The sequence below is a fragment of the Bathymodiolus japonicus methanotrophic gill symbiont genome, assembly GCF_019721995.1.
GTDB lineage: Bacteria > Pseudomonadota > Gammaproteobacteria > Methylococcales > Methylomonadaceae > Methyloprofundus.
The window spans coordinates 289,096-315,156 of the sequence record NZ_BLYC01000001.1 but is presented as its reverse complement, the minus strand read 5'-3'; the positions used below and the strand labels follow the sequence as shown (position 1 = coordinate 315,156).

30 protein-coding genes and 4 pseudogenes are annotated in these 26,061 nt (G+C 43.6%); 16 read left to right on the top strand and 18 right to left on the bottom strand.

Annotation, left to right across the window (positions count from 1 at the left end):
• Positions 1-18: 18 nt before the first annotated feature.
• The 10 genes and pseudogenes from K6984_RS35585 to K6984_RS01885 all read right to left on the bottom strand — a co-directional run bounded on the left by K6984_RS35585 (position 19) and on the right by K6984_RS01885 (position 9,673).
• On the bottom strand, positions 19-2,847 hold the full coding sequence (locus tag K6984_RS35585; protein ID WP_275967702.1) for a DNA translocase FtsK: 2,829 nt from the start codon (positions 2,845-2,847) through the stop codon (positions 19-21).
• A gap of 51 nt (positions 2,848-2,898) precedes the next feature.
• The gene (locus K6984_RS01925; protein ID WP_221893929.1) at positions 2,899-4,350 is read right to left on the bottom strand and encodes a phosphomannomutase; all 1,452 of its coding nucleotides are present in this window, start codon (positions 4,348-4,350) and stop codon (positions 2,899-2,901) included.
• Between the two features lie 93 nt (positions 4,351-4,443).
• Entirely contained in the window at positions 4,444-4,881 is a 438-nt protein-coding gene (gene nusB / locus K6984_RS01920; RefSeq protein WP_221893928.1) for a transcription antitermination factor NusB, read from the bottom strand.
• Positions 4,881-5,357: a 6,7-dimethyl-8-ribityllumazine synthase gene (gene ribH, locus K6984_RS01915; protein WP_221893927.1), complete on the bottom strand. Its 477-nt coding sequence runs from the start codon at positions 5,355-5,357 to the stop codon at positions 4,881-4,883. Before ribH ends, nusB begins: the two co-directional genes overlap by 1 nt.
• Before the next feature lie 106 nt (positions 5,358-5,463).
• Positions 5,464-6,570: a bifunctional 3,4-dihydroxy-2-butanone-4-phosphate synthase/GTP cyclohydrolase II gene (gene ribBA / locus K6984_RS01910; RefSeq protein WP_221893926.1), complete on the bottom strand. Its 1,107-nt coding sequence runs from the start codon at positions 6,568-6,570 to the stop codon at positions 5,464-5,466.
• Between the two features lie 4 nt (positions 6,571-6,574).
• Complete coding sequence (locus K6984_RS01905; RefSeq protein ID WP_221893925.1) at positions 6,575-7,228, bottom strand: riboflavin synthase; 654 nt, start codon at positions 7,226-7,228, stop codon at positions 6,575-6,577.
• 3 nt (positions 7,229-7,231) lie between these two features.
• Positions 7,232-8,374: a bifunctional diaminohydroxyphosphoribosylaminopyrimidine deaminase/5-amino-6-(5-phosphoribosylamino)uracil reductase RibD gene (gene ribD / locus K6984_RS01900; RefSeq protein ID WP_221893924.1), complete on the bottom strand. Its 1,143-nt coding sequence runs from the start codon at positions 8,372-8,374 to the stop codon at positions 7,232-7,234.
• Positions 8,367-8,537, bottom strand: a pseudogene (locus tag K6984_RS01895) (ATP cone domain-containing protein); the annotation flags it as partial. The gene ribD and the pseudogene K6984_RS01895, both read right to left, overlap by 8 nt.
• A 4-nt stretch (positions 8,538-8,541) precedes the next feature.
• The gene (locus tag K6984_RS01890) at positions 8,542-8,850 is read right to left on the bottom strand and encodes a hypothetical protein (protein ID WP_221893923.1); all 309 of its coding nucleotides are present in this window, start codon (positions 8,848-8,850) and stop codon (positions 8,542-8,544) included.
• Between the two features lie 253 nt (positions 8,851-9,103).
• Positions 9,104-9,673, bottom strand: a complete 570-nt coding sequence (locus K6984_RS01885) for a hypothetical protein (RefSeq protein WP_221893922.1) — start codon at positions 9,671-9,673, stop codon at positions 9,104-9,106.
• Between the two features lie 57 nt (positions 9,674-9,730).
• Between K6984_RS01885 and K6984_RS01880 the strand changes: the two genes are divergently transcribed.
• On the top strand, positions 9,731-9,958 hold the full coding sequence (locus tag K6984_RS01880; RefSeq protein ID WP_221893921.1) for a hypothetical protein: 228 nt from the start codon (positions 9,731-9,733) through the stop codon (positions 9,956-9,958).
• On the opposite strand, the gene K6984_RS01875 is transcribed toward K6984_RS01880, so the two are convergent.
• From K6984_RS01875 to nrdR, 6 genes and pseudogenes are all read right to left on the bottom strand, one after another.
• A complete protein-coding gene (locus K6984_RS01875) occupies positions 9,903-10,052 on the bottom strand; it encodes a hypothetical protein (RefSeq protein ID WP_221893920.1) in 150 nt (49 codons plus the stop codon). The genes K6984_RS01880 and K6984_RS01875 overlap by 56 nt on opposite strands.
• 27 nt (positions 10,053-10,079) lie before the next feature.
• The gene (locus K6984_RS32220; protein ID WP_263458620.1) at positions 10,080-10,208 is read right to left on the bottom strand and encodes a hypothetical protein; all 129 of its coding nucleotides are present in this window, start codon (positions 10,206-10,208) and stop codon (positions 10,080-10,082) included.
• 22 nt (positions 10,209-10,230) lie between these two features.
• The gene (locus K6984_RS01870; RefSeq protein ID WP_221893919.1) at positions 10,231-10,596 is read right to left on the bottom strand and encodes a hypothetical protein; all 366 of its coding nucleotides are present in this window, start codon (positions 10,594-10,596) and stop codon (positions 10,231-10,233) included.
• A gap of 16 nt (positions 10,597-10,612) precedes the next feature.
• Positions 10,613-11,284 carry a transposase gene (locus tag K6984_RS01865; protein ID WP_221893918.1) on the bottom strand — a complete coding sequence of 224 codons (672 nt, stop codon included), beginning with the start codon at positions 11,282-11,284 and terminating at the stop codon, positions 10,613-10,615.
• 18 nt (positions 11,285-11,302) lie between these two features.
• Positions 11,303-11,581 carry a hypothetical protein gene (locus K6984_RS01860; protein WP_221893917.1) on the bottom strand — a complete coding sequence of 93 codons (279 nt, stop codon included), beginning with the start codon at positions 11,579-11,581 and terminating at the stop codon, positions 11,303-11,305.
• Positions 11,582-11,728: 147 nt separating this feature from the next.
• Positions 11,729-11,986: pseudogene (gene nrdR / locus K6984_RS01855) on the bottom strand (transcriptional regulator NrdR); the annotation flags it as partial.
• A 205-nt stretch (positions 11,987-12,191) separates the two neighbouring features.
• Here nrdR and K6984_RS01850 point away from each other — a divergent pair.
• Positions 12,192-12,461 (top strand): hypothetical protein, encoded by a 270-nt coding sequence (locus K6984_RS01850; protein ID WP_221893915.1) that lies wholly within the window; start codon positions 12,192-12,194, stop codon positions 12,459-12,461.
• Between the two features lie 441 nt (positions 12,462-12,902).
• On the opposite strand, the pseudogene K6984_RS30430 reads toward K6984_RS01850, so the two are convergent.
• Positions 12,903-13,436: pseudogene (locus K6984_RS30430) on the bottom strand (thermonuclease family protein).
• A gap of 413 nt (positions 13,437-13,849) precedes the next feature.
• Here K6984_RS30430 and K6984_RS01835 point away from each other — a divergent pair.
• The 6 genes and pseudogenes from K6984_RS01835 to K6984_RS35930 all read left to right on the top strand — a co-directional run.
• A complete protein-coding gene (locus K6984_RS01835; protein ID WP_221893912.1) occupies positions 13,850-14,785 on the top strand; it encodes a ZIP family metal transporter in 936 nt (311 codons plus the stop codon).
• Positions 14,786-14,863: 78 nt separating this feature from the next.
• Positions 14,864-15,301, top strand: a complete 438-nt coding sequence (gene dtd / locus K6984_RS01830) for a D-aminoacyl-tRNA deacylase (RefSeq protein ID WP_221893911.1) — start codon at positions 14,864-14,866, stop codon at positions 15,299-15,301.
• Between the two features lie 24 nt (positions 15,302-15,325).
• Positions 15,326-16,123 (top strand): cytochrome C assembly family protein, encoded by a 798-nt coding sequence (locus tag K6984_RS01825; RefSeq protein WP_221893910.1) that lies wholly within the window; start codon positions 15,326-15,328, stop codon positions 16,121-16,123.
• A 243-nt stretch (positions 16,124-16,366) separates the two neighbouring features.
• The gene (locus K6984_RS01820; RefSeq protein ID WP_221893909.1) at positions 16,367-16,792 is read left to right on the top strand and encodes a hypothetical protein; all 426 of its coding nucleotides are present in this window, start codon (positions 16,367-16,369) and stop codon (positions 16,790-16,792) included.
• Positions 16,753-17,469, top strand: coding sequence for a hypothetical protein (locus tag K6984_RS01815; RefSeq protein ID WP_230987809.1), 717 nt, complete (start codon positions 16,753-16,755; stop codon positions 17,467-17,469). The genes K6984_RS01820 and K6984_RS01815 overlap by 40 nt, the downstream gene beginning before the upstream one ends.
• Before the next feature lie 136 nt (positions 17,470-17,605).
• A pseudogene (locus tag K6984_RS35930) lies at positions 17,606-18,016 on the top strand (helix-turn-helix domain-containing protein); the annotation flags it as partial.
• 29 nt (positions 18,017-18,045) lie between these two features.
• On the opposite strand, the gene K6984_RS30425 reads toward K6984_RS35930, so the two are convergent.
• A complete protein-coding gene (locus tag K6984_RS30425) occupies positions 18,046-18,195 on the bottom strand; it encodes a hypothetical protein (protein WP_230987808.1) in 150 nt (49 codons plus the stop codon).
• 12 nt (positions 18,196-18,207) lie between these two features.
• On the opposite strand from K6984_RS30425, the gene K6984_RS01805 reads away from it, so the two are divergent.
• From K6984_RS01805 to ubiB, 8 genes are all read left to right on the top strand, one after another.
• Complete coding sequence (locus tag K6984_RS01805; RefSeq protein ID WP_221893907.1) at positions 18,208-19,155, top strand: transposase; 948 nt, start codon at positions 18,208-18,210, stop codon at positions 19,153-19,155.
• Positions 19,142-19,897 (top strand): transposase, encoded by a 756-nt coding sequence (locus K6984_RS01800; protein ID WP_221893906.1) that lies wholly within the window; start codon positions 19,142-19,144, stop codon positions 19,895-19,897. Before K6984_RS01805 ends, K6984_RS01800 begins: the two co-directional genes overlap by 14 nt.
• A 370-nt stretch (positions 19,898-20,267) precedes the next feature.
• Positions 20,268-20,816, top strand: coding sequence for an ATP-dependent protease subunit HslV (hslV, locus tag K6984_RS01795; RefSeq protein WP_221894124.1), 549 nt, complete (start codon positions 20,268-20,270; stop codon positions 20,814-20,816).
• A gap of 6 nt (positions 20,817-20,822) precedes the next feature.
• Positions 20,823-22,145 carry an ATP-dependent protease ATPase subunit HslU gene (gene hslU / locus K6984_RS01790; protein WP_221893905.1) on the top strand — a complete coding sequence of 441 codons (1,323 nt, stop codon included), beginning with the start codon at positions 20,823-20,825 and terminating at the stop codon, positions 22,143-22,145.
• Positions 22,146-22,147: 2 nt separating this feature from the next.
• A complete protein-coding gene (locus K6984_RS01785; protein ID WP_221894123.1) occupies positions 22,148-22,537 on the top strand; it encodes a gamma-butyrobetaine hydroxylase family protein in 390 nt (129 codons plus the stop codon).
• A gap of 187 nt (positions 22,538-22,724) precedes the next feature.
• The gene (ubiE, locus tag K6984_RS01780) at positions 22,725-23,474 is read left to right on the top strand and encodes a bifunctional demethylmenaquinone methyltransferase/2-methoxy-6-polyprenyl-1,4-benzoquinol methylase UbiE (RefSeq protein ID WP_221893904.1); all 750 of its coding nucleotides are present in this window, start codon (positions 22,725-22,727) and stop codon (positions 23,472-23,474) included.
• A 400-nt stretch (positions 23,475-23,874) separates the two neighbouring features.
• A complete protein-coding gene (locus K6984_RS01775) occupies positions 23,875-24,498 on the top strand; it encodes a ubiquinone biosynthesis accessory factor UbiJ (protein WP_221893903.1) in 624 nt (207 codons plus the stop codon).
• 8 nt (positions 24,499-24,506) lie between these two features.
• Positions 24,507-26,057: a ubiquinone biosynthesis regulatory protein kinase UbiB gene (gene ubiB, locus K6984_RS01770; RefSeq protein WP_221893902.1), complete on the top strand. Its 1,551-nt coding sequence runs from the start codon at positions 24,507-24,509 to the stop codon at positions 26,055-26,057.
• Positions 26,058-26,061: the final 4 nt, after the last annotated feature.

Here is a 26,061-nt window from a genome sequence, read left to right as displayed (position 1 = left end):
CCACTGCCTTATTGCAGGCTACTCTCTATCAAGCAGACGCCTGGATCCATTACCTTCCGGTTCACTAACGATATTCTCGTCTTCCATCTGGTCTATCATTCTGGCGGCACGATTATAACCCACTTTAAAGCGGCGCTGCACACTTGAAATAGAGGCTCTACCAGTCTCCATCACAAAGCTCACGGCATCATCATAAAGTGCATCAACTTCACTCTGGCCGTTATCCGCACCTGCAGGATTTACCGCTGGTTCATCCTGGGTAATCACAGATAAGTAGTCAGCTCTACCCTGAGATTTTAAATAATCAACCACCGCATGGACTTCATGATCATCTACAAAAGCTCCATGAGATCGCATGGTCATATTTGTACCTGAAGGTAAAAACAGCATATCGCCATTACCCAGTAATGCTTCCGCCCCCCCCTGGTCTAGAATAGTCCGTGAATCAATACGTGAAGAAACCTGAAACGAAATTCGGGTCGGCACATTAGCTTTAATCAGCCCGGTAAGCACATCGACTGACGGTCTCTGCGTTGCTAAAATTAAATGGATTCCAGCTGCACGGGCTTTTTGCGCTAAGCGTGCAATCAGCTCCTCAACTTTTTTACCTACGATCATCATCATATCGGCTAGTTCATCGATCACGATCACGATATTGGGCAGTGTTGTTAATACTGGAAAAGTCTCGCCTTCTTCTAAAGGCTCTAGCAGTTCAAACAAAGGATCCCTAATAGGCTCTCCTCTGGCCTCTGCATCAGTTATTTTCTGGTTAAACCCCGCAAGATTTCTAACGCCTACTTTAGACATCAGTTTGTAACGACGCTCCATCTCTGCAACAGCCCAGCGCAAGGCATTTTGCGCTTGTTTCATATCGGTAACAACTGGGGTTAGTAAATGCGGAATGCCCTCGTAAACCGACAATTCCAGCATTTTTGGGTCCACCATTATCATACGCACCTGATCAGGGCTTGCCTTATACAGCATACTTAGAATCATGGTATTAATAGCCACCGACTTACCTGATCCTGTGGTTCCGGCCACTAGTAAGTGCGGCATTTTGGCTAAATCATAAACTACAGTCTGACCTGAAACATCTTTACCCAAAGCGAGGGTCAGGGGCGATTTTGCTTGCTGGAACTGATCTGATGCGATAATTTCACGAAAGGAAACCAACTCGCGCTCCTGGTTTGGAATTTCCAGACCGATATAGGGTGTACCTTCAATAATTTCTACCACACGCACACTGCTCACCAGCATGGCACGGGCTAAATCTTTCGCCAGCCCACTCACCCGACTTACTTTAATCCCTGGCGCCAGAGATAATTCAAAGCGAGTAATAATTGGCCCCGGATACGCACCAACTACCTCGGCAATGACTTTATAATCTTTTAGTACCCGCTCAACACTACGTGACATGGTATCCAATTCATCCGTAGTATAAGCATGTACAGATTGCTGGTGCTGCTGTAATAATGCTACGGAAGGTAATTGGTAGGCAGGCTTGGGAAAGCTGAGTGATTGAGAAAACCGTTGCGTAAATGAGGAAATAATATTTGCCGCTGCTTTTTCAGCCTGATCCAGTAATGATGCATGGGAATCCGGGGCTCCAGCTTCATCAGACTGACTATTGAGCATTTTGTCTTTCGCAGCCTGCAGTGCCTGAATCATATAATCAGGCTCTTTAAACAAGTTAGCCTCTTTATTATCCTGTGCCTGCTCATCTGAATCCGTGTCTGGCTCGACATCTATCTCAGTATGTTCTAATGCATGACTTACATTATTATTCGCTGCCTGTAATGCCCGGCTAATAAAATCAGCGTCATTCGCCAGCGAATCAGCTCTAAAAGCGCCATCTTCCGGCTGCTCTTGTTGTGCCTGAATATCAGCCTCTGATTCACAGGCTTTACTAATATCATCCAGTAACTGTTGATCACTATCAACCTTGAGTGCACTGCTAATTTCCGCTTGTTGTACCTGGTCCGTATAATCGGGCTCGGGCATATTTTCATTGATAATTTGCGTATTGTGTCGCTCTTCCATCTCCACTGCCGCCGCATCAGCAGGGTTTTCAATGCTTATATTTCCTTGTCTTTCATCCTGCTCAGGGAAAAACGTGTTTAATTCAGTTTCATACTCATTAAATGCATCGCCCTCTGGATACTCGGCCGAATGTACTGCTGTATCTGTAACCAGGCTGGAAATATCTAGACTCATTCCAACTTCAGGCTCTTTAGCTTCAGCTAAGTCTTCATGCTTATCAGGGTCAACTGCTACTTGTGAACTAGCGATAACGCCGGTTTCAATAGCAGCTTCTGCAGCAGAAAAACCAAAACCGGACTCACTTTGCGCTGTTTTTGCATTATTAAAACCTGAAAAAACAGGCTCTGTAGTGGCATCTAAACTCATTTCTGCATTACTATCCCGCAAAGCGGTTATAACATCTGCTTGTGGTGGAGTCTGTGTTTGTACTCTGGCTCTAGACTTTTTCCTGACAGTAACCCGATGATTGCTTTGTCTGGTTTCCAGACCTAGTCCTTGTTTAATATTACGCATACACCAGGCGATTACGTCTAGCGTGTTTTTACCTATCCATTCAACACCTGAAATAATAGTAAACCCGGTGATTTTTTCAAAAGCTGCCAGGGTTGCAAAGATGATGGCCAGAGGTATGATAATAATGGCTAATAAAGCGACAATATCCTCACTTGCCATATCGCCACTACTCAGAAAAACCCAGCTTAGCGCTGCCGCTGCGATAATAAAAAGTCCTGACCACGCTAGCCGCTTTCCGGAGTGAGCGGAAAAGATGGCAAAATAATCTTTTTTTATGGATTTTCTTCTATTCACTGTCTATCACTTAATTTAAGTCAAAATCAGATACTATGCGCAAACTACATACTAAGCTTTCCAGCTACGCATATGCTGTATGCATAATTCATTTAAGGCTTTTGCCCGGCTATAACTGTCCGCTTCTGTATAACAACGTAATTCAGGCGCATTCCCCGAAGCACGCAGATGAACTACTTCGTCATTAGCCAGAGTAACCCGTACGCCATCGGTAAAATCAGAACCTGCCGCAGGCTCTAACTCCCCCGCAAATAATTGTGCAAACACTGCGGCATTGTTATGCAAATCATCCATCTGGATTTTTGCTAACACCGACTGACTCAGCTCAGTAGGAAAATCTTTAATTCTATCGCTGAATGTGTAACGTTCTGGCAAAGTTTGTAAGAGTTGTGAAATTGTACAATTTTCCTGCTGTGCCGCAAGTAAAATACACAATGGCACGATAACAGCATCACGTGTCGGTAAAGCTGCGAGTTGTCTGTTATCTATAGTAACTGAAGTATTTAGCAAAAAGCCGCCATTAGCTTCATATCCACCCACATGCTGCGCATTTCCAAGCGCCTGCATTGCCGAAATCACATAGGGTGAGCCTATTTTTGTACGCACTACCTGGGAAAAGCTGGCGCATTTTTCTAACGCGCTATTACTACTTACCGGCGTTACCACCGCATCAATCTGTAGGAACCTCGCAACCAGAATTCCGGCAACATCGCCGCGTAACCATATCCCCAACTCATCACTGACTAAAGGACGGTCTGCATCACCATCGGTGGAGATAATACAGTCTAAAGCATATTGCTCAGACCACTGCTTTGCGAGCATGATATCTTCTGCGCGTATGGCTTCAGTATCTACCGAAATAAAATGATCCGAGCGGCCTAGTGGAACAACCTCTGCCCCCAGACTGGAGAATATCGTAAGCAATACATCCCGCGCAACTGATGAGTGCTGGTAAACCCCGACTTTTAAACCCGCCAGGGCATTTTCTGCAAAAAAATCTAAATAGCGCGTGATATATTGTTGCTCAGCTGTATTATTAATAGCCAGTAAATAATCATTTCTCAGTAAATTTTCGTCATCAAATAATGCATCGTTAAGTGCTGGATCTTGCGCTAAAATACCATGTTCATCCTGTTTGAGAACTTCACCCTCCGGCTTATTAAACTTGATACCGTTACGGTCATCTGGAATATGACTGCCGGTCACCATAATAGTAGCTATCCCCTGGCTTATTCCATACAGTGTCAAGGCCGGCGTCGCTAGCAATCCACAATTAACCGGCTGATAGCCTGCATCAACTACTGCGGAAGCCACTGCATTCATTATTCTCGGTGTGCTACTGCGTAAGTCGCCGCCTATGCCAACAGAGTGTCCATCCTGTATCGCGTCTATGGATTGCAGATATTGTAAAAAGGACAATGTATAGGCATAACAGACTTTATCAGTCATATCGCTGACTAAGCCGCGTATACCACTGGTACCAAACTTAACCTTATTGTTCATTTTACCCCGTTCTAAATGTCTGACTTACTGTAGAGTGGACTTTAGTCCGCAATATAGTACATCTGAATAGCGGACTAAAGTCCGCTCTAACTCTTAATTTTTCTTTAGTTTAGCTTCAATTTCCTGCTTACGCTGCACCTGCGCGACTTTATCCAGCACACCATTGACATAGCGATGACTACCATCAGCACCGAATGATTTAGCTAACTCCACTCCTTCATTAATCACCACACGATAAGGAGTCTCAGGCTTATGCAATAGTTCATACACTCCAATTCTTAATATGGCACGCTCAACCGGGTCAATCTTCTCTACATCACGATCGACAAAATCAGTCATCGATGCATCAATTTTGTCTAAATGCTTTGGCACACCATGAAATAAGTCAGCAAAATAACTTTTTTGCGCATTTTTTAAGCGCTGGTCTTCCTTAAACTGTGCTTCAATAGCACTCAGGTTTTGTCCGGTCATTTGCCATTGATACAAGGCTTGTACTGCACATTGCCTAGCTTTAGTCTTTGCTGAACTCATTAAGCTTCCAGATTATTAAACAAACTCACCATTTCTATTGCAGACAAGGCCGCAGACGCACCATTATTCCCTGCTTTAGTTCCAGCGCGCTCAATTGCCTGCTCTATACTATCAACCGTTAACACCCCAAAACTAACCGGAATATCATACTGCATCGAAACCTGAGCTATTCCTTTAACACATTCATTAGACACATATTCAAAATGTGGTGTCGCACCCCGAATAACAGCACCAACTGCGATTATCGCATCATACTTTTTAGTCGCCGCAACACGCTGAACCACCATCGGCAATTCAAAAGCCCCGGGCGATTTTACCAGAGTAATATCCTCTTTTGCAACGCCATGACGCACTAGCGCATCGATTGCACCATTTTCTAATTGCTCAACGATAAAGCTATTGAAGCGTGAAGCAATAATACAATACTTACCGCCCTGAGCTACAAAATTACCTTCTACTATTTTTACTGCTGACATACTGTCCTCTCTAAATATTAAAACTTTAAGCAAAGCTATAGAACGGACATTAGTCCGCTGATGCCACAGCTTACTTTTAGCGGACTAAAAGTCCGCTCTACACAATTTAATCAGGTTCACTATCAACCAGTTCTAAATTAAATCCCGATAAACCAAAATAGGTTTTATGCGGGCCTATTACTTTAATTTTATGTACTCCCAGGTCAGCAAGAATTTGCGAACCTGTTCCTGTTGTACGCCAAGCATCCGTCTTTTCGGCTACCGCAGGTATCACCACACCATTATCCTGCATTTGATACTGATGCACCAACTCAGCTAGATCCTTATTATTTTCATTCTGACGGATAATAACCAGAACACCACGCCCTTCACCGGCTATAAGCTTCATCGCCTCTCGTACAGGCATTTGACAATCACTACGCGTCGAAGAAAAAATATCGTCCAGTAAGTTACGTGCATGCACGCGCACTAAAACTGGCTCATCAGTGCTGACATCCCCCATAACCACTGCAAGATGCACTTTATTATCATTACGATCCTGAAAAGCAACCAGGCGAAAATCACCATAGTCAGTCGGAAAATCGCATTCGCTGATGCGCTCCAGCGTACTTTCATTTTCAGTACGATAATGAATCAGATCCGCAATCGTACCGATTTTCAGATGATGCTTTTTAGCAAACACTTCAAGATCTGGCCGCCGCGCCATAGAACCATTGTCATTTAAAATCTCGACAATAACACCCGCCGGTTCAGCCCCAGCAAGACGAGCTAGGTCACAAGCAGCCTCTGTATGTCCAGCGCGATTTAGCACGCCGCCATCGCGCGCGCGTATTGGAAAAACATGGCCAGGCTGAACGATATCATCAGGTCGGGCATCTTTAGCTACAGCATCCTGTATTGTTTTCGCCCGGTCGGCTGCCGAAATCCCGGTCGTTACACCATCTGCTGCTTCAATAGATACAGTAAAATTAGTCGAGAAAGCCGCATTATTATCATTGACCATCAAGGGTAAGCGTAATTGCTGACAGCGTTCTCCTGTTAAAGTTAAACAAATCAGGCCGCGACCAAAGCGTGCCATAAAATTAATATCTTCAGGGCGGACGTGCTCAGCCGCCATAACCAGGTCGCCTTCATTTTCACGGTCTTCATCATCCATAATAATGACCATTTTTCCCTGGTGTATATCTGCAATAATTTCCTCAGTTGTATTCATCTAATTAAATAAACCCGCTCTCTTTTAATAAATTTTCAGTGATATTTGATGCGCAGTTCGCGGCCGCTTCACCTTTCATTAAGCGCTCCATATATCGCGCCAACAGGTCAACTTCTATATTCACCTTGTCATTAACCTGAGCAAAGCCCAGACTGGTTTCTTTTAAAGTATGCGGTACGATATTGACACTAAACACCGCACCATCAACTGTATTTACGGTTAAGCTAATGCCATTGATACAAATTGAGCCTTTTTCTGCTATATATTTGGCGAGATCATTCGGCACTCTAAATTTAAAGCGTATCGAACGGCCATCCGGCTTTTTTTCCAGCAAAGTAGCCAGGCCATCTACATGCCCACTGACAATATGCCCTCCCATCCGGGTTTGTGGCGTTAGTGCCAATTCCAGATTAACTGGCGTGCCAATGCTGGCCTGCTTTAAATTAGTCCTGGCCAGCGTTTCATTGGAAACATCCGCAACAAAACGATGCTCGCCTAGTTCTACTGCAGTTAAACAAATGCCATTCACTGCAATGCTATCTCCCAGCTTGGTATCCGTCAGAGATAGCTTGCCGGTATCTATCGCCAGCCGGACATCGCCTGCTTGCTGTTCAATTCGTGTTATTTTACCTATGGCTAAAATAATGCCTGTAAACATATCTTATTGCACCTGATCGCTTGCTTGCTGTTTTTGTACGCTCTGTCTTTGTACGTTAAAGTGTAACCGTATATCTCTGCCAATTTTACGCATATCAACAAACTGAAGTTGAATTTTATCTGCCATTGCAGACACATCCGGCATGGCAAATAAGCCGCGCCCGCTAGCACCTATAATACTCGGTGCCATATAGACTATGCATTCATCTATCAAACCCTGTTGCACCATCGCGCCATTCAATACACTACCGGCTTCAACTAGCACGTCATTAATCTGCTGCTCAGCCAGAAAACTCAGGACTTGCTCTAAATCTACCCGTCCCAGATTATCAGCAGCTATAAAATAAACCTCAGCCCCTGCCTGCTTTAATGTGTCTATTTTGTATTGCTCCACTGAGCAGGTCAAAATAATCGTGCGCCCATCAAGACCTAATAATTTTGCCGTGGAGGGGGTTCTTAGCCGGGAATCCAGGATAACGCGGATCGGCTGCTCAACATCGACATTTTCCATGCGTACATTCATGCCCGGATCATCCGCTAAAACCGTTTCCACCCCGGTAAGAATTGCACCACTAGCCGCACGTAGTTTTTGTACATCACGCCTGGCCTCTGGGGAGGTAATCCATTTACTTTCTCCACTTGCCATAGCTGTACGCCCATCCACACTCATGGCTAATTTACTGGTGACATAAGGTTGCGCCTTTCGCATACGTTTGATAAAGCCTTTATTCAGCTGTTTAGCCTCAGCTTCCAGCACTCCCTTGCGTACCTTTATGCCCGCCTGCTTCAGCAAAGCCAGTCCTTTTCCCGCAACCAGGGGATTTGGGTCTTGCATAGCCACAACAACACGCACCACACCTGCTCTAATCAATGCCTCTGCACACGGCGGTGTTCTGCCATAATGAAAACATGGTTCTAAAGTCACATAGGCGGTTGCGCCGTGCGCATTCTCTACACGCTTTAACGCTTCTACTTCGGCATGTCCCTGCCCTGCACGTTCATGCCAGCCCTCGGCAATAATCGTATTATTTTTAACTAACACACATCCCACGCGTGGGTTAGGTTTAGTCGTGTATAGCCCGTTTCTGGCCAGCAATAAAGCCCGTGCCATAAATAGCTCATCTTGCTGGGTAGCAGGGTCAATCATTATTTTGCTTGTTTTGTAAATCAGCCACCATAGCAGAAAATTCGCTGACATCTTCAAAGCTACGATATACCGAAGCAAAACGTACAAAGGCAACATGATCTAGCGCACTTAATTCCTTCATTACCTGCTCGCCTATGTCTAAGGCAGGAATTTCTCTATCTCCGCCATCAGTGTTCCCCTATCAATTGAGGCCGTGAAACTAACCTCGCCACAAGAGAGCTCATAAAGCACTGTAAAGACATTCCTGTTATTATTGCGTTTTGAACTGCTCGAATGGTATACGAGCTGATACGAGATATTCTTGCCTGGAAAAATAATGGATTCACAAAACGATCTCGTTTTTGGGTCTGTTGCTGCCTTATCTCCAGAGCCTCGCTATATTTTTTATCCGATGGATGAATCAATTCTGGCTGTTGTGTTTTTGAAATCTCTTCAAACACGCGCATTAAATTATAGCTCATTGCAGTCAGGCGCATTTGATTTTCAAGTGAACGGGTATTGGAAGACCAAGCTTTAGTTTCCTTGAAATCTGAAGTTTCCCAATAATTATTTATGGTAAAATTGAAACTATGCTACAACTATATGAAAAAAATAGTCTTTTCATTCGTCTCAAATGCTATTGCCTGAGGGGAATTAAGTAGGGGTTTGCTATAAACATGGCAAAACCACCTAAAATAAACCTCGATACACCAGCATTGTGTATTTCAGCTACTCAATAATTGGGAAACTTCAGTTTATTAATTCACCTAACTCTTTCAGCTTATCACTAGGATCTGGAAACTCTAGCAATGACGTGATGAACTCAAGCAGTACATCCATTTGAGACTTGCGCTGTAAGCTTCCTACGGTATACGCAGGTAGTTTGCTTTCAATGCGGGCTATTTGCTCTGGGTGAAGGAGAAGGCAATGGTCAAACAAAAGACTCAGAATCAGGCCACGGCTTGATCCCTCTTCATCTAATTGTTTGGCCTCACGCCCCCATCCTTCATAAAGCTTCCAGTCCTCAAAGAAAACCTCAATCAGCCATCTCAACGTATAGGCTTGAATAATATCTTGTGTGCGCCAAGTCAGGTCTGTCGCCACTAAATAGCGATAGTCGTTTTCACCGTCATATTTTAAGGCAATGACAAAGCGTTTTTTACTGTGAGAACTCACCTTTAATCGTGCACTGCTGACAGTCACTTTAATCTCTTTGCCGCCACGTACACGTATTATCTGATCAATGCCTTTGTTAATCGAATTAAAGTAGCTCTCGACTGACCTTATTCTACCTCTATATTCAATATTCAGGCGCGCCATGCTACCTCACGAAATTCCGGGACTCCTGTCGCCATAATTCGTTCACCTACGCAGCGGATGGGAGATGCCCTGAACGCCCTGCGTCCGCAACGACTACGCACAAAAGCCGCTTCGTCATTACTACCTCACTGGCTGGACGGCTATTCGGAATGCAATTCTTGCTCCTCTCGCGTGCTGCTAGAACACGTCGAATCAGCGAATTGCCCTGTCGCCTATCAGGGACTAAAAATCACCACTTCGCTAAGCTCCGTTTCCATCGCTGAAAATCAGGGAAACGTAGCCTAAGCGAAGTGATGATTTTTAGTCCGCGATAGCCGTAGGGCCGTTGTTTTGTCGGAGTCTGAGCGTTAGCGAAGGTGGAGACAAAATAAAAGGCCATCCGACATGGCGTCAAGTCATTTGGAGCCTATGTTCCGACCCCTTGTTGGGTCGGGACGAGGTGACGAGGACGAATCGGGGCCGCCGGAGGCATAAGTGGTCGCGTTAAGTTTTTGCTGCTTGCTTGGACTGGGATGCCCAAAACAAGCTTTCGCAAAAATAGCGACTCCCCGCGATTTTCAGCGTTGGTTTTTACGTAATTGGCTAATCACCTGCGAGCCTCCAGATTCTTTAGCGGCTTCGTCCATAAAGGCTTTTTCACCATACAGCGCATCAGCCAGTACGCCTTTAATTTTAATCAGGCTATGCGCAACTTTAAACTCTTTTAATAAGCCTAATGCAATCTCTGTTTTGGTCGGGTAGGCACTGTCACGTTCAGGCTTAATAGGCCGATCTTTTTTTGCTATACCGCTCTTTTTCAACCGCTGAAAATCAGGGAAACGTAGCCTAAGCGAAGTGAAGATTTTTAGTCCGCGATAGCCGTAGGGCCGTTGTTTTGTCGGAGTCTGAGCGTTAGCGAAGGTGGAGACAAAATAAAAGGCCATCCGACACGGCGTCAAGTCATTTGGAGCCTATGTTCCGACCCCTTGTTGGGTCGGGACGAGGTGACGAGGACGAATCGGGGCCGCCGGAGGCATAAGTGGTCGCGTTAAGTTTTTGCTGCTTGCTTGGGCTGGGATGCCCAAAACAAGCTTTCGCAAAAATAGCGACTCCCCGACGTTTATCTTCTTTATCCCACTGCTTTAAGGCTGGATCCGGCATATAAAAGAAAAAACCGACAGGCACTGTAATGGATGAGGTAACTAGCAGCAATAATACTATCGTTTGTCCATTAACATACCCGCCGGAGCCTTTGTGTTTCTGCTTGTAAACCTTATAAATACGTTTTGTAGACTTAGATCGTGCTCGGTCTGATTCATCAAAGGCCAACACACCTTCAGTAATGCCATAACGTTTTAAAATTAAAACCACACTCACCCGTAGCAACCAGTCCCAGGGTATACTTGCTTTACGAAACACCCAGGATAATGCAGCTACTTTGCAATCTTCAAGGCTTGCTCGCTCAAACTTAGCCCAGCAAACAGAGTTCATTAGCAGTATGCCCGTTAAACAAGTGCCCAACCAAGCGGCTTGAATCCGTGTCAAAGCGGCTCCGGGTTTTAGCTGATTGAGCGCATCATTTAAATCGTCAATATAGCTTTGGATAAAGGTGGCTGGGGCATTCATTAACATGGGATTACACCGATAAAATTACAACAACCTCAGAATACCTGATTTTACCTTCTCAATATCAAAAACTTGAACATCGAGTTTTAGCATTGAGATCATGTAATTAGCATGTCGTTTCTGCCGATCCCACCAGGCAAAGTCGGTGACGGTTTTATCGTAGACATAGAGATGTTTCTGAGAGCTGTTATTTCCCTTGTTTTGCTTTTCAATATGATCTCGTAACACAGGTATTTCTTGATGTCTCTGAGTTCCGTTTGTCACCAGACAAAGAAATATGAGCAACCCACTTCTGAGATTCAACGCGTAAATCCCCCCGGCCGCATAAACTTTCCCCCGCTGAAAATCACCACTTCGCTAAGCTCCGTTTCCATGATTTTCAGCGATGGAAATATTCGAGTGGTGCTACCTTCAGGTAGGTTATAGGCTGCTTTGTTTAGGTACTTCTTCAGCTTCTATCTGATCACTGCTAACCGGGCGTTTTTCCAGTGCGCGTAAAATTCCTGCACGTAGCTTGTTTTCATCGAAAGGCTCGCGCAAGCCATCGCGCTTTACTATTCGGGGCAGATTAAATTCAGTAACCTCATAGGATGTAAAGCGCTCTTTACACACCACACACTCACGTCGACGACGCACCTGATCGCCTTCATTCGCTAATCGGGAGTCAATAACCCGAGTATCCTGAGCCGTACAGAATGGACAACGCATAATCCTAGAAACCGCAGTTGAACACAGAGTTTGTGGAAAATCTGCGCATAAAAAACAAGGTACAGATCTCAGGCAATAGCCGTAGCCCTTGGCAAGAGCAGTAACGCAGGATTTCATGCGCAGATTTATTCACAAACAGGCGCGCCATGCTACCTCACGAAATTCCGGGACTCCTGTCGCCATAATTCGTTCACCTACGCAGCGGATGGGAGATGCCCTGAACGCCCTGCGTCCGCAACGACTACGCACAAAAGCCGCTTCGTCATTACTACCTCACTGGCTGGACGGCTATTCGGAATGCAATTCTTGCTCCTCTCGCGTGCTGCTAGAACACGTCGAATCAGCGAATTGCCCTGTCGCCTATCAGGGACTAAAAATCACCACTTCGCTAAGCTCCGTTTCCATGATTTTCAGCGAAGGTGAAGCGAGGGATACCCACCTAATAGGTGACAAGTTTTTACGATCATTAGTGTAATATTCAGATACTTACAGTGTTTTTAGCGGTCGACTTCGGTTTCTAGGATTCTATATCTTACTGCGCTATAAAGAGGGTGAATGTGAGATTACGGAAAACGGCTAATTTTACAATAAATTAGCACTTAAAGCCGAGTTAATTAGCAACTGAAGTTTCCCAATTATTGAGTAGCTGAAATACACAATGCTGGTGTATCGAGGTTTATTTTAGGTGGTTTTGCCATGTTTATAGCAAACCCCTACTTAATTCCCCTTAGGCAATAGCATTTGAAACGAATGAAAAGACTATTTTTTTCATATAGTTGTAGCATAGTTTCAATTTTACCATAAATAATTATTGGGAAACTTCAGTTACTAACATAGAATACCCGTTTTTATGTTGTTTAACCCAGCCTCTGGCCTCAATCTGTTTACCCTTTAGTGAATCCAATGCATTAAAGTATTACAGGTGTGCTTGTTTGATACGTATAGCAAAATTATCGCTTATTTTTAAATAGCTACTTTTCATCGTGCGTTTAATGCGCAAAACTCGTCCGACTATCCGTTGCCAGCCTTGCCTGTTTTTTTTATTAAGATCACTCCCATGCTTTACAGCATATTCAGCATAGCTCCAGATGCCCAGACGTTCTGCTGCTGCCGCCTGCTCAGCCTTTAGTAGTTCAGTCAAGTAGATTAAATTGGGCGGGTAGATGCTAATACTGGCATAGCCTCGCCGAACTAGTTGCAGATTGATATGCTCCCCTTGTTCGGTAAATAAATGGGCTAAATAACGCTGATATTTATCGCGCTTTTGCTGATCAAATTCCAGCCTGCCCCGAGTGTTCAATAATCACTGCTTTAACCACTGCTTTGCTTCTTGCCCACCTGCCTGTGCAGTCTTGCCGGAATGTTCTATTTCAGGCGTATTAATACCCAATAAACGTATTTTACGGCCATCACTTAATAATACTGTATCGCCATCATAGACTTTTTGCACTGTATAAAAACTATAATCCTGCTGCAGTGTCAATGCTGTAGCACCCGTGTGCTTTATATCAGAATAATGCAACTGGCACTGTTCATCCGCCCATTTATAGATATCAGTTGCATAACAAAATCGGTACATAACAATAACAATAGCAATAGCACCGCTCCTATTTTGGAACGAACGGAAAATAAATTAATTTTCAATGTTAAACCAGTCACTTTAAAACAACACCAGTTCCCAAAGACAAATAGGTGCTGCACAAGCTTTAAAGTCCTGTTTTTACTTGTATAGTTCATTTTCCAGTGTACAAGAGTTAAAGTAAATTCCCGAAGATCAGGCATGTTTAATAGATTTTAAAAGCATTGTTAATGTTATACTTTAATAAATAATATTCAATCACATTACATTATCCAGAGGAAATAATGAGCGACTTAGATTTTACAAATATTTTTGCTAACTGCCAGTCACAACTCAACTCATATTCGTATTATCAAAAATTACAGGCACTTCCTCGAAATCAGCGCTGGCTTACTTTGGCTGCACTTTTTATAACCTTACAAATCATTGTCTTTGGCAGTTTATATCTGCTGTTTGGCAAAGTTGCCATGATAGGCTTTTTTGCTAGTATTTTAGCTGGCCTAGCTACCGGTTTAGGCGCTTTGCCTGCCGTTTTTTTTAAACAGGTTTCCAATAATGTCTATAACGGCCTGCTCGGTGGTGCGGCGGGAGTCATGCTTGCAGCAACGTCTTTCTCTTTAATAGTGCCAGGCATAGAGTATGGTAATCAATTATGGCTAGATAAAGGTCTTTGGGTGGTCGCCGCGGGGATGTTATTCGGTGCATTTTTTCTGCATCTGGCAGATAATAAATTACCGCATATTCATTTTAAAAACGACCTGAATGTGCACACAGACTCCTTACAAAAAATCTGGCTGTTTATATTTGCCATTACCATTCATAACTTTCCCGAAGGTATGTCTGTAGGCGTTAGCTTCGGTACCGGGGACTTGCATAATGGTATAGTTCTGGCAATCGCCATTGCATTACAAAATATTCCTGAAGGAATGGCAGTTGCCCTGCCCCTGGTTGCTCTAGGCTATAACAAATGGACAGCCGTAGGCATTGCAACATTAACAGGTTTAGTCGAACCGGTAGGTGGGCTATTAGGTATTACCATGGTCTCGGTCTTTTCTCCACTATTGCCTTTTGCCATGGGTTTTGCTGCAGGTGCCATGTTATTTGTTATTTCTGAAGAGATTATCCCGGAAACTCACTCCAATGGACGCTCCCGTTATGCGACCTTTGCCCTGATGATGGGCTTTATTATTATGCTGGCTTTAGAAAGCCTGCTAGGTTGAATACCAGGTAAGGCGTGCCTTTAGTCCGCCTATTAAAGTTGGCAGGCTAAAGCCACGCCCTACCAGATCCACAGTAAGATGATTACAATTATTCAACGTGTGACACAGGCAGAAGTATCGATCGCAGGGCAGAAAGTAGCTAGAATCAATCGCGGCATTCTGGTCTTGGTTGCGATAGAAAGAGACGATGAAGAAAGTTCGGTGCAGCGCTTATTTGAGCGTATTATCAATTACCGCATTTTCCCCGACGAGCAAAACCGTATGAACCTGAATTTACAAGCAATTCAGGGTGGTTTGCTGCTCGTGCCGCAATTTACCCTGGCGGCTGATACAAATTCTGGCAACCGACCTAGCTTTACTCCTGCTGCTTCACCTGAAAAAGGCGAGCAGTTATTTAATTATCTAGTCAGTTATGCCCGGCAGCATTATGCCGAAATTCAGACCGGACAATTTGGTGCTGATATGCAAGTATCACTGACGAATGATGGCCCCGTGACTTTTACACTTAAAGTTTAAAATCTTGCCCTATATTTAAAACCCATGAACTTATTTGTACTCGTAGGCATAGCATTTTGTTTATATTTTGCCAGCATCATCCTGCTAATCCGGGAAATTAATGAAAACCGCTTAAAAAAACTGGCACTCACTCTTGCCTGGCTGGCTTCATTTTTCCACCTGTTTTCTATTTCATTAACAACCTGGTCTAAGCAAGGGCTGGACTTTAGCTTTTTTCATACCGCCTCACTTATTTCACTAATTATTGCTTTTATACTCCTGTTCGCTTCTTTTTCCAGGCCAGTGGAAAAACTGGGCATTGCGCTGTTTCCCATCGCAGCCATCTTGCTAGCACTAGACTATGCTTTCCCAAGCTCAGTGCAAATGGGGCAACAGTATTCATTAGCCATGAAAATGCATATCCTCAGCTCCATTATTGCTTTTAGCTTACTGACCATTGCAGCTTTTCAGTCATTATTATTGGCCTTACAGAACAAGCAACTTAAAAGTCATAACCCGGGGCGTCTGATGCTGTCATTTCCTCCCTTGCAGGCGATGGAGTCGCTGTTATTTCAAATGATCAGTACCGGCTTATTATTTTTAAGTATCTCCTTGCTCAGTGGCTTTATCTTTATAGAAGATTTATTTGCCCAGCACCTAGCGCATAAAACATTTTTATCCATTATTGCCTGGCTGATTTTTAGCAGTTTATTAATAGGTAGAAAACGTTATGGCTGGCGCGGTATGACAGCAGTACGCTGGACTTTATATGGATTTGTCTGTCTATTATTAGCTTACTTTGGCAGCAAGCTGGTGTTAGAACTGATTTTAAATAAGGTTTGATTTTTCAGGAACGCGCACGAAATAAGTTAGGCACACCGCTACGCTGGCGCAGGATTTATGCTCGTATTCAAGGCGTAGAAACAAGTTATCGAAGTTATTCCTGTACGTTCCTTAAGCAACCAAAGCATTCTGATTAACCCGATCAATCAACTTAATCACCTTAACCGCTACAGCCAGGCGCGCCATGCTACCTCACGAAATTCCGGGACTCCTGTCGCCATAATTAGTTCACCTACGCAGCGGATGGGAGATGCCCTGAACGCCCTGCGTCCGCAACGACTACGCACAAAAGCCGCTTCGTCATTACTACCTCACTGGCTGGACGGCTATTCGGAATGCAATTCTTGCTCCTCTCGCGTGCTGCTAGCACACGTCGAATCAGCAAATTGCCCTGTCGCCTATCAGGGACTAAAAATCTTCACTTCGCTAAAGCTCCGTTTCCAGGATTTTCAGCGGTTGAAAAAGAGCGGTATAGCAAAAAAAGACCGGCCTATTAAGCCTGAACGTGACAGTGCCTACCCGACCAAAACAGAGATTGCATTAGGCTTATTAAAAGAGTTTAAAGTTGCGCATAGCCTGATTAAAATTAAAGGCGTACTGGCTGATGCGCTGTATGGTGAAAAGCCTTTATGGACGAAGCCGCTAAAGAATCTGGAGGCTCGCAGGTGATTAGCCAATTACGTAAAAACCAAAATATTGAATATAGAGGTAGAATAAGGTCAGTCGAGAGCTACTTTAATTCGATTAACAAAGGCATTGATCAGATAATACGTGTACGTGGCGGCAAAGAGATTAAAGTGACTGTCAGCAGTGCACGATTAAAGGTGAGTTCTCACAGTAAAAAACGCTTTGTCATTGCCTTAAAATATGACGGTGAAAACGACTATCGCTATTTAGTGGCGACAGACCTGACTTGGCGCACACAAGATATTATTCAAGCCTATACGTTGAGATGGCTGATTGAGGTTTTCTTTGAGGACTGGAAGCTTTATGAAGGATGGGGGCGTGAGGCCAAACAATTAGATGAAGAGGGATCAAGCCGTGGCCTGGTTCTGAGTCTTTTGTTTGACCATTGCCTTCTCCTTCACCCAGAGCAAATAGCCCGCATTGAAAGCAAACTACCTGCGTATACCGTAGGAAGCTTACAGCGCAAGTCTCAAATGGATGTACTGCTTGAGTTCATCACGTCATTGCTAGAGTTTCCAGATCCTGGTGATAAGCTGAAAGAGTTAGGTGAATTAATAAAGGATGTGTTTCAACTGATGCCATCAGGAAAACATATGATTGGCAGAGATTTAGGGCGCTTAGAGCCAACACCATCATTAAAGTATTGTTCTGCTGGGTGAAGGTAAGAGTTTGATGGCAATGGGATGGAAAAACTTGAACATCGAGTTTCAGAAAATTAATTTCCGAACAAACAAAAACGACAGAGGGGAAACTGGCTTATAATTTTCGTCCCAACACTAACGGAAACAGTCAAAAATGGTATCCCTCACTTTTTCAAAGTCAATTGTAGACCGACTAAAAAAAAATATGGCGACAGCTCTCAAGCTAAGTAATATTTGTTTATATCGATTAACTCAAGCTCTACTCTGGTTCAGTGAATGCATGAGAATCAAAGAAATAGCACGCCTAATGGGAGTCTGTGAAAAAACCATTATAAATTGGCTGAAAACATTCATGCATAAAGGTGTCGGTTGGTTAATAGGGCAACACTATCAAGGACGTGGTCGGAAGTCAAAGTTAACTAAAGACCAGAAAAATAAATTGGTTGAGTTGATAAAGAAAGGCCCAGAAGACAATGGATTTCATTGTGGAATATGGAATACTGCGATGATTGCCGAGCTTATTTGGTTAAAATTTGAAGTTCGTTATAACTTGAACTATTTATCAAGCCTAATGAAAAAACTGGGCTTCAGTTATCAAAAAGCTCGTTTTGTGACTGATCGCCAAGAACAGGCGCGCCATGCTACCTCACGAAATTCCGGGACTCCTGTCGCCGTAATTCGTTCACCTACGCAGCGAATAGGAGATGCTCCAGCCGCCCTGCGTCCGCCACAGACTGAGCACAAAGCAGCTCAGTCATGGCTACCACAAATGGCTCTACGGCTATTCGGGATAAAATTTTAGCCTCCCTCGCGCGCTATCGCGCACTTCGGATTGGCAAATTTCCCTGCGCCTTCTGGAGACTATCAGCCCGTCCGGGGCTGACAGCGGAAGAAAAGTACGAGCTTGAAAGAAAAACGTGGCTGGAAGAAACATTGCCTGCCATTATGGAAAAGGCGGTAGAAGAAAAGAGTGTCGTTTTATTCGGTGATGAGGTGTCATTTGCTATGTGGGGTTCATTGGCACGAACCTGGGCTCCAATAGGAGAGCAACCCACAGTGAAAACATCAGGGATTCGAAAAGGGTTGAAAATGTTTGGTACGATCGAACTCGAAGGAGGGAGTTTTCAATACCGAGAATCATTGGCTTATGAGATAAAACCAAAGTCACTTAGACTTTTAAAAGAAGCTGGGCTGCCTCAAGAATTTTTAGCTATTCTTAAAAGCTTAAAAAATGAGAAATATCCAACACAGAAGCTTTTTATGGAAGCGATATATTCTATTGCCGACAACGTCTTAATCGAGAGTTATAAGCCAATGATATTACAACACGCTGAAACATCTGGGCGTTTTAATGGTGAAAGCTATGTTGAGTTTTTAACACAATTGCTGGCTTATTATAAAGGCAAGATTATTCTAATTGAAGATGGTGCCCCGTATCATGGAAGCGGTGTTATTAAGGAATTTAAGTTAGCTAATGTAGATCGTTTGACAGTAGAACGTCTCCCTGCGTTCTCGCCGGATTTTAATCCGATTGAGAAATTATGGAAAAATACGAAACGCGATTCGACTCATATGAAGTATTTTAAAACTTTTGAAGATCTTCATGATTCAGTTGTGCAAACTTTTAACACTTATATGCATGATGCCAGTAAAGTGATTTGTGTTATGCAAAAATTGCGGGAAGATTTCGTTGTTACCGCCTAAGTTTAAGCGCTCCAAATTTGGAAATTATTTATCTGAGAAACTATATGTCTACGATAAAGCCGTCACCGACTTTGTCTGGTGGGATCGGCAGAAACGACATGCTAATTACATGATTTCAATGCTAAAAGAAAATTCAATTGCGACTCTGGTTGAGTCTATCCCTTTTGACTCCCGCCATGAGATCAATACAGGGGTTGAAGCATACAGTGTGTACGAAAACAAGGGCATCAAATTTAACGTGGTGGATTACCGTGATCCAGAAACCGGAAAACTTCACCGGTTTGTGACAACCTTGCCAATGACTATTAACCCTGGAACCATTGCCATGCTGTATTTCAAGCGATGGACGATTGAAAAGACATTCAATAACACTAAAAGTAATTTCAAGGAAACTAAAGCTTGGTCTTCCAATACCCGCTCACTTGAAAATCAAATGCGCCTGACTGCAATGAGCTATAATTTAATGCGCGTGTTTGAAGAGATTTCAAAAACACAACAGCCAGAATTGATTCATCCATCGGATAAAAAATATAGCGAGGCTCTGGAGATAAGGCAGCAACAGGCCCAAAAACGAGATCGTTTTGTGAATCCATTATTTTTCCAGGCAAGAGTATCTCGTATCAGCTCGTATACCATTCGGGCAGTTCAAAACGCAATAATAACAGGAATGTCTTTACAGTGCTTTATGAGCTCTCTTGTGGCGAGGTTAGTTTCACGGCCTCAATTGATAGGGGAACACTGATGGTCTAGATAGTCGTTATAGTCTAAGTGCCCTTCTCTCAGTAACCAGTTTAAAGGTGAAAATCTCCCTTCTTCGAAGAGTATAAAATCGAGTTGGCTGTGGATAAGACGATGTGGCATTGAGTTTACGCAAGTATTGGAGTCTGGCTTTGCATTTGACTTTCGGTGCAGAGATTTAGTTTAGCCTTATTTCATATTATAGAGCAGATCACTCATCGTTCCCACGCTCTGCGTGGGAACGATGAGTCTACTAAACCCTTAATAAACAAATTTTACATTGGTTTTACACTATTTCTACTTTAATCGCTATCAAGAGCGACATTAACCATGTAAAATTGAGCGATTTATTTTCTATATTAGGTAAGTTATCAGTGGATTTTAGAGGTACAACAATTCTTTCTGTACGCCGTGGCGATAAAGTCGTGATCGGTGGTGATGGTCAGGTTACTTTGGGTAATACTGTAATGAAAGGTAATGCGCGTAAGGTACGCCGTTTATATCACGGCAAAGTGATCGCCGGATTTGCCGGGGCAACCGCCGATGCTTTTACGCTGTTTGAGCATTTTGAAGGCAAGCTGGAAAAGCATCACGGCAACCTGACTCGCGCCGCTGTGGAAATGGCTAAAGACTGGCGCACCGAGCGTGCGTTACGCAAACTTGAAGCACTACTGTCAATTGCAGACAGTAAAACCTCGTTAATCATTTCCGGCAATGGCGATGTTATCGAGCCTGAATACGATTTAATCGCGATCGGTTCAGGTGGGCCGTTTGCTCAGTCAGCTGCGCTCGCCTTACTGGAAAACACGGATCTAAGCGCCCGGGATATTGTTGAAAAGTCGCTGAATATTGCGGCAGATATCTGCATTTATACTAATAAAAATCTTCGCATAGAAGAACTAGACGCAGAACCAAAGGATTAACAACAGATGACACAGATGACCCCCAAAGAAATTGCCCACAAACTGGATAAGCATATTATCGGTCAAGCCAGCGCCAAGCGTTCCGTTGCGATTGCTTTGCGTAACCGCTGGCGCCGCGCTCAGGTGGAAGGTATCATGCGCGATGAAATTACGCCCAAGAATATCCTGATGATAGGCCCTACGGGTGTAGGTAAAACCGAGATTGCACGTAGACTTGCGCGTCTTGCCAATGCGCCTTTTATAAAAATAGAAGCGACAAAATTCACCGAGGTGGGTTATGTCGGTCGCGATGTCGAGTCTATCGTGCGGGACTTAGTTGAAACCGCCTATAAAATGACTCGCGAATCCGAGATGGAAACAGTCCAGCATCGCGCTATGGATGCTGCTGAGGAAGAAGTGCTAGATATTCTGTTACCCCGTGCTGACGGAGGTATGTTATCTAAAACTGAAGCATCTACGCGACAAAAAATGCGCAAGAAATTACGCGAAGGTGATTTTGATGCCAAGGAAATAGAAATTGAAGTGCAGGCTTCGCGTATAGGCGTTGAAATCATGGCACCTCCTGGTATGGAAGAAATGACCAATCAATTACAGGGCATGTTTCAAAACCTGGGCAGTCAAAAAACCAAAGATCGTAAATTACCGGTAAAAGATGCGCTTAAATTACTAACAGAGGAGCATGCTGCCAAGTTAGTGAATGAAGATGAAATCAAATTATCGGCAATCGAATCTGCAGAGCAGCATGGTATCGTATTTCTGGATGAAATAGATAAGGTTTGTAAGCGCTCTGATACCGGTGGCGGTGGTGATATCTCGCGAGAAGGGGTACAGAGAGATTTATTACCTTTGGTTGAAGGTAGCACGGTCAGTACAAAATATGGCATGATCAAAACCGATCATATTTTATTTATTGCCTCAGGCGCTTTCCATCTAACCAAGCCTTCTGACTTAATCCCTGAATTACAAGGGCGATTCCCTATTCGAGTAGAACTAGATGCCCTGAGTACTGCGGATTTTGTGCGTATTCTAACCGAGCCGGATGCCTCTTTAACCGAGCAATACCAGGCCTTACTGGCTACCGAAGGAGTTCAGCTGACTTTCACTACAGAGGGTATCCAGCGGATTGCCGAGATAGGCTGGGAAGTCAATGAAAAAACTGAGAATATTGGTGCTCGCCGCTTACATACTATTTTAGAGCGTTTGCTGGAAAGCATCTCATTTTATGCACCTGATTTGGTGGATAAAAATATTGTCGTCGATAAAGATTACGTCAATCAATATCTATCAGAATTTGCTGAAGATGAAGATTTAAGCCGTTATATATTATAATGATGCGTATTAAAGCAGACGCAATTGAGACTCACCCTACGGAAATAAAATTACACAAAATATCGCGTATTCTTGAAGTAAGCTTTGCTGATGGCAAGACTTTTCATCAGCCCTGCGAATACCTGCGAGTTTTCACCCCATCGGCTGAAGCCTTAGGTCATGCTCCGGGACAGGAAATCTTACAAACCGGAAAAGAATCTGTGGCGATTGATGCCATAAGACCGATTGGTAATTATGGCATTGCCCCTGACTTTAGTGATGGTCATAGTACCGGGATTTATACCTGGGAATTGCTGTATAAACTCGGTAATGAGTATGATGTACTCTGGCCTGGCTACCTGGAAGAATTAAAAGCTGCCGGCCATAGTCGGGTTGAAGTTGCGAAAAATTAAACGCCTATTCAATAGGTATATTGTAATCAATGGATCACAAGCAGGCTGGGTTCGATTGTCGAGCGTAGCGTAGATAACGTAACCCAGCATATTATGAACTCTTTAAAATGCTGGGTCGCTGTTATTGCTGCGCAAAAAAAATCTAAGCCAGCCTACGTTAAAACATTTTATTATTTAAGATAAACTTATGACAACTGATAACACCACCCACTTTGGCTTTAAGCAAGTCGCTGAAAAAGACAAAGTCAATCTTGTGCGCGGAGTTTTTGATTCCGTTGCCAGCCAGTATGACATTATGAATGACCTGATGTCGCTTGGAATACACCGTATCTGGAAACGCGTTGCGGTACAACTAAGCAATGTACGCGAAGGCGATCAGGTACTTGATCTGGCTGGAGGCACAGGGGATTTAACCACGCTTTTTTCCAAACGCGTGGGTAAAAAAGGCAAGATCGTGCTGGCAGATATAAATTCTGAAATGTTACGTACGGGGCGTGACCGTTTAATCGACCGCGGCTTAATTGAAAATATCACTTATGCTCAGGTCAACGCTGAATGCCTGCCATTTGAAGATAATAGCTTTGATTGCGTCTGTATTGCTTTTGGCTTACGCAATGTGACCGATAAAGATGCGGCACTGCGTTCTATGTACCGGGTATTAAAGCCAGGTGGCCGGGTTATCATTCTGGAGTTCTCACACCCGACCGACAAAATCACGGAAAAAGTCTATGATTTTTATTCGTTTAAATTATTACCTAAAATTGGTAAATTTGTTGCTAAAGATGAAGATAGCTACCGCTATTTAGCCGAGTCTATTCGCATGCATCCCAAGCAGGATAAATTAAAAGAAATGATGCAGGAGGCAGGACTGGAGCGCTGTGAATATTTCAATATGTCACAGGGGATCGTCTGTGTACATAGAGGCTATAAGTTTTAATTTTAAGTACCTGTGCATTTCTAATTTAACATTTAGGGTTCATAATTTATTAATACCCGAAACTATCTATTCTGTAGTGTGTGCTGAGGAACGAAGCGCACCATTGTGTGATGCGCTTCGTTCCTCAGCACATCCTACCGGTTATGAATTTTATTGTGCTCCATTCTTTCTACTGAAGTTTCCCAATTATTGAGTAGCTGAAATACACAATGCTGGTGTATCGAGGTTTATTTTAGGTGGTTTTGCCATGTTTATAGCAAACCCCTACTTAATTCCCCTTAGGCAATAGCATTTGAAACGAATGAAAAGACTATTTTTTTCATAATAGTTGTAGCATAGTTTCAATTTTACCATAAATAATTATTGGGAAACTTCAGTTCTTTCTACTCTTCAATATACGATGACTATTAAACCTCTGCTGATCAGCGCATTTGAAGCCGCTCTGAATAAATATCTGAGTCTGGACGAAGATGTTTCCATGTTTCTTAAGCCTCTTACGGGTAAGATCATTGCCATTACGATTCAGCCGTTTAATGAAACCATTTACCTTTGCCCTAACAGCGAGAATATTCAGCTTATCGATTATTATGCAGGCACTGCAGATACGACACTAACAGGTTCATTACCCGCATTTGGCTTGATGGGGCTTAGCGCTACACCGGCACGGTCTTTTTTCTCTGGTGAAGTACAGATTACAGGTGACCTCGATGTGGGGCATCAATTTCAGAGGCTTTTTGCGCAACTGGATATAGACCTGGAAGAACAACTGTCTCATGTCACCGGCGATGTCATTGCTCACAAGGTCGGGCTGTTTTTGCGCAATGCCAATCTATGGCAACGGGAAAACTTCAACAGCCTGCAACTGAATATCAAAGAATTTTTACAAGATGAAACACAAGACCTACCCCCTGCCCCCGAGGTAAATATCCTGAATGAAGGCATTGATCAGCTGAGAGAAGACCTGGATCGGCTCGAGGCACGCATCAATCGTTTAGACAAGCAATTTGACGCACAGCAGGCATAGGAAGAAACGTGAAACACCCCAAACTGATACTAAGAATAATACATATAAACTGGGTTCTACTCTCTCATGGACTGGATGACCTGATTCTCAAAACCCACTTATTCCGCCCACTGCGATTTCTGGCTATTTTTTCGCCTAATTTCTGGCGTAAAAAAGACTTTGGTGAGCGTGGCGTACGTATACGTAGAACCCTGGAAGACCTGGGGCCGATCTATGTTAAATTTGGCCAGGCTCTTTCCACACGCAAAGATATTCTACCTGATGATATAGCCGATGAGCTGGTTAAGCTGCAAGATAAGGTCCCCCCGTTTTCCGACCAGCAGGCACGCGAAGTTATTGAGCAGCAATTAGGTATGCCAATTGAAACTGCCTTTGCTGAATTCTCTGCCAGCCCGTTAGCATCCGCCTCAGTTTCCCAGGTGCATACAGCCGTATTACACACTGGCGAGCAAGTTATTGTAAAGGTACTACGTCCGGATGTGGAAAAATGGATCCATTCCGATATTGGCTTATTATATGAACTGGCCTATTTTGCCGAAAAATTCTGGGATGATGCCAAGCGCCTACATGCCAAAGAGATAGTCGCGGAGTTTGAGAAGACCTTGCTGGATGAACTGGACTTAATCAGAGAAGCCGGTAATGCGGCAAAATTACGGCGCAATTTTAAAAATTCAGAGGCTATTTATATTCCCGAAATTCACTGGGAATTGACACGTAAAAAAATCCTGGTTATGGAACGAATTCATGGTATTCCAGTGGGTAATATCGATGAATTACGTGAAAATAATGCCGATTTTAAACTGCTTGCCGAGCGCGGGGTTGAGATATTTTTCACTCAAGTCTTTAGAGATAATTTTTTCCATGCCGATATGCACCCAGGTAATATCTTTGTTGAATTACCGGGTAAATATATCGCAGTTGACTTTGGTATTGTCGGCACTTTATCCACCTCGGATCAGCGCTATCTAGCAGAAAACTTTCTGGCATTTTTTAATCAGGATTATCGCCGCGTCGCCGAAATGCATATTGCTTCTGGCTGGGTACCTGCTCATACGCGTGTTGAAGAATTTGAATCCGCTATTCGTAGTGTCTGCGAGCCGATCTTTGACAAGCCATTAAAAGATATTTCATTTGGCTTATTATTACTACGTCTATTTCAGACAGCCCGGCGCTTTGATATGGAAGTGCAGCCACAGCTAGTGCTATTGCAAAAGACCTTATTGAATATCGAAGGTTTAGGTCGCCAACTTTACCCTGAGCTGGATTTATGGCAAACTGCCAAGCCCTTTTTAGAAGCCTGGTTTAAAGAGCGTTTGAGCCCGAAAACAAAAATTAAACAGGCGATGCAGAAGTTCCCTGAATTAGCAGAAAAATTCCCTGAAATACCATCCCTGCTGTTTCAGGTTCTAGACGATGCTGCACATACCAGTGAGCGGGCGGAACGACAATCACTGCAATTAGAAAAAATGCGCCACCAGATGCAGGATAACCAGCACGGCACAATTTATGCGCTACTCGCTAGCGCCACGATTATCAGTGTCGCAATATTCTTCCAGTAAATAC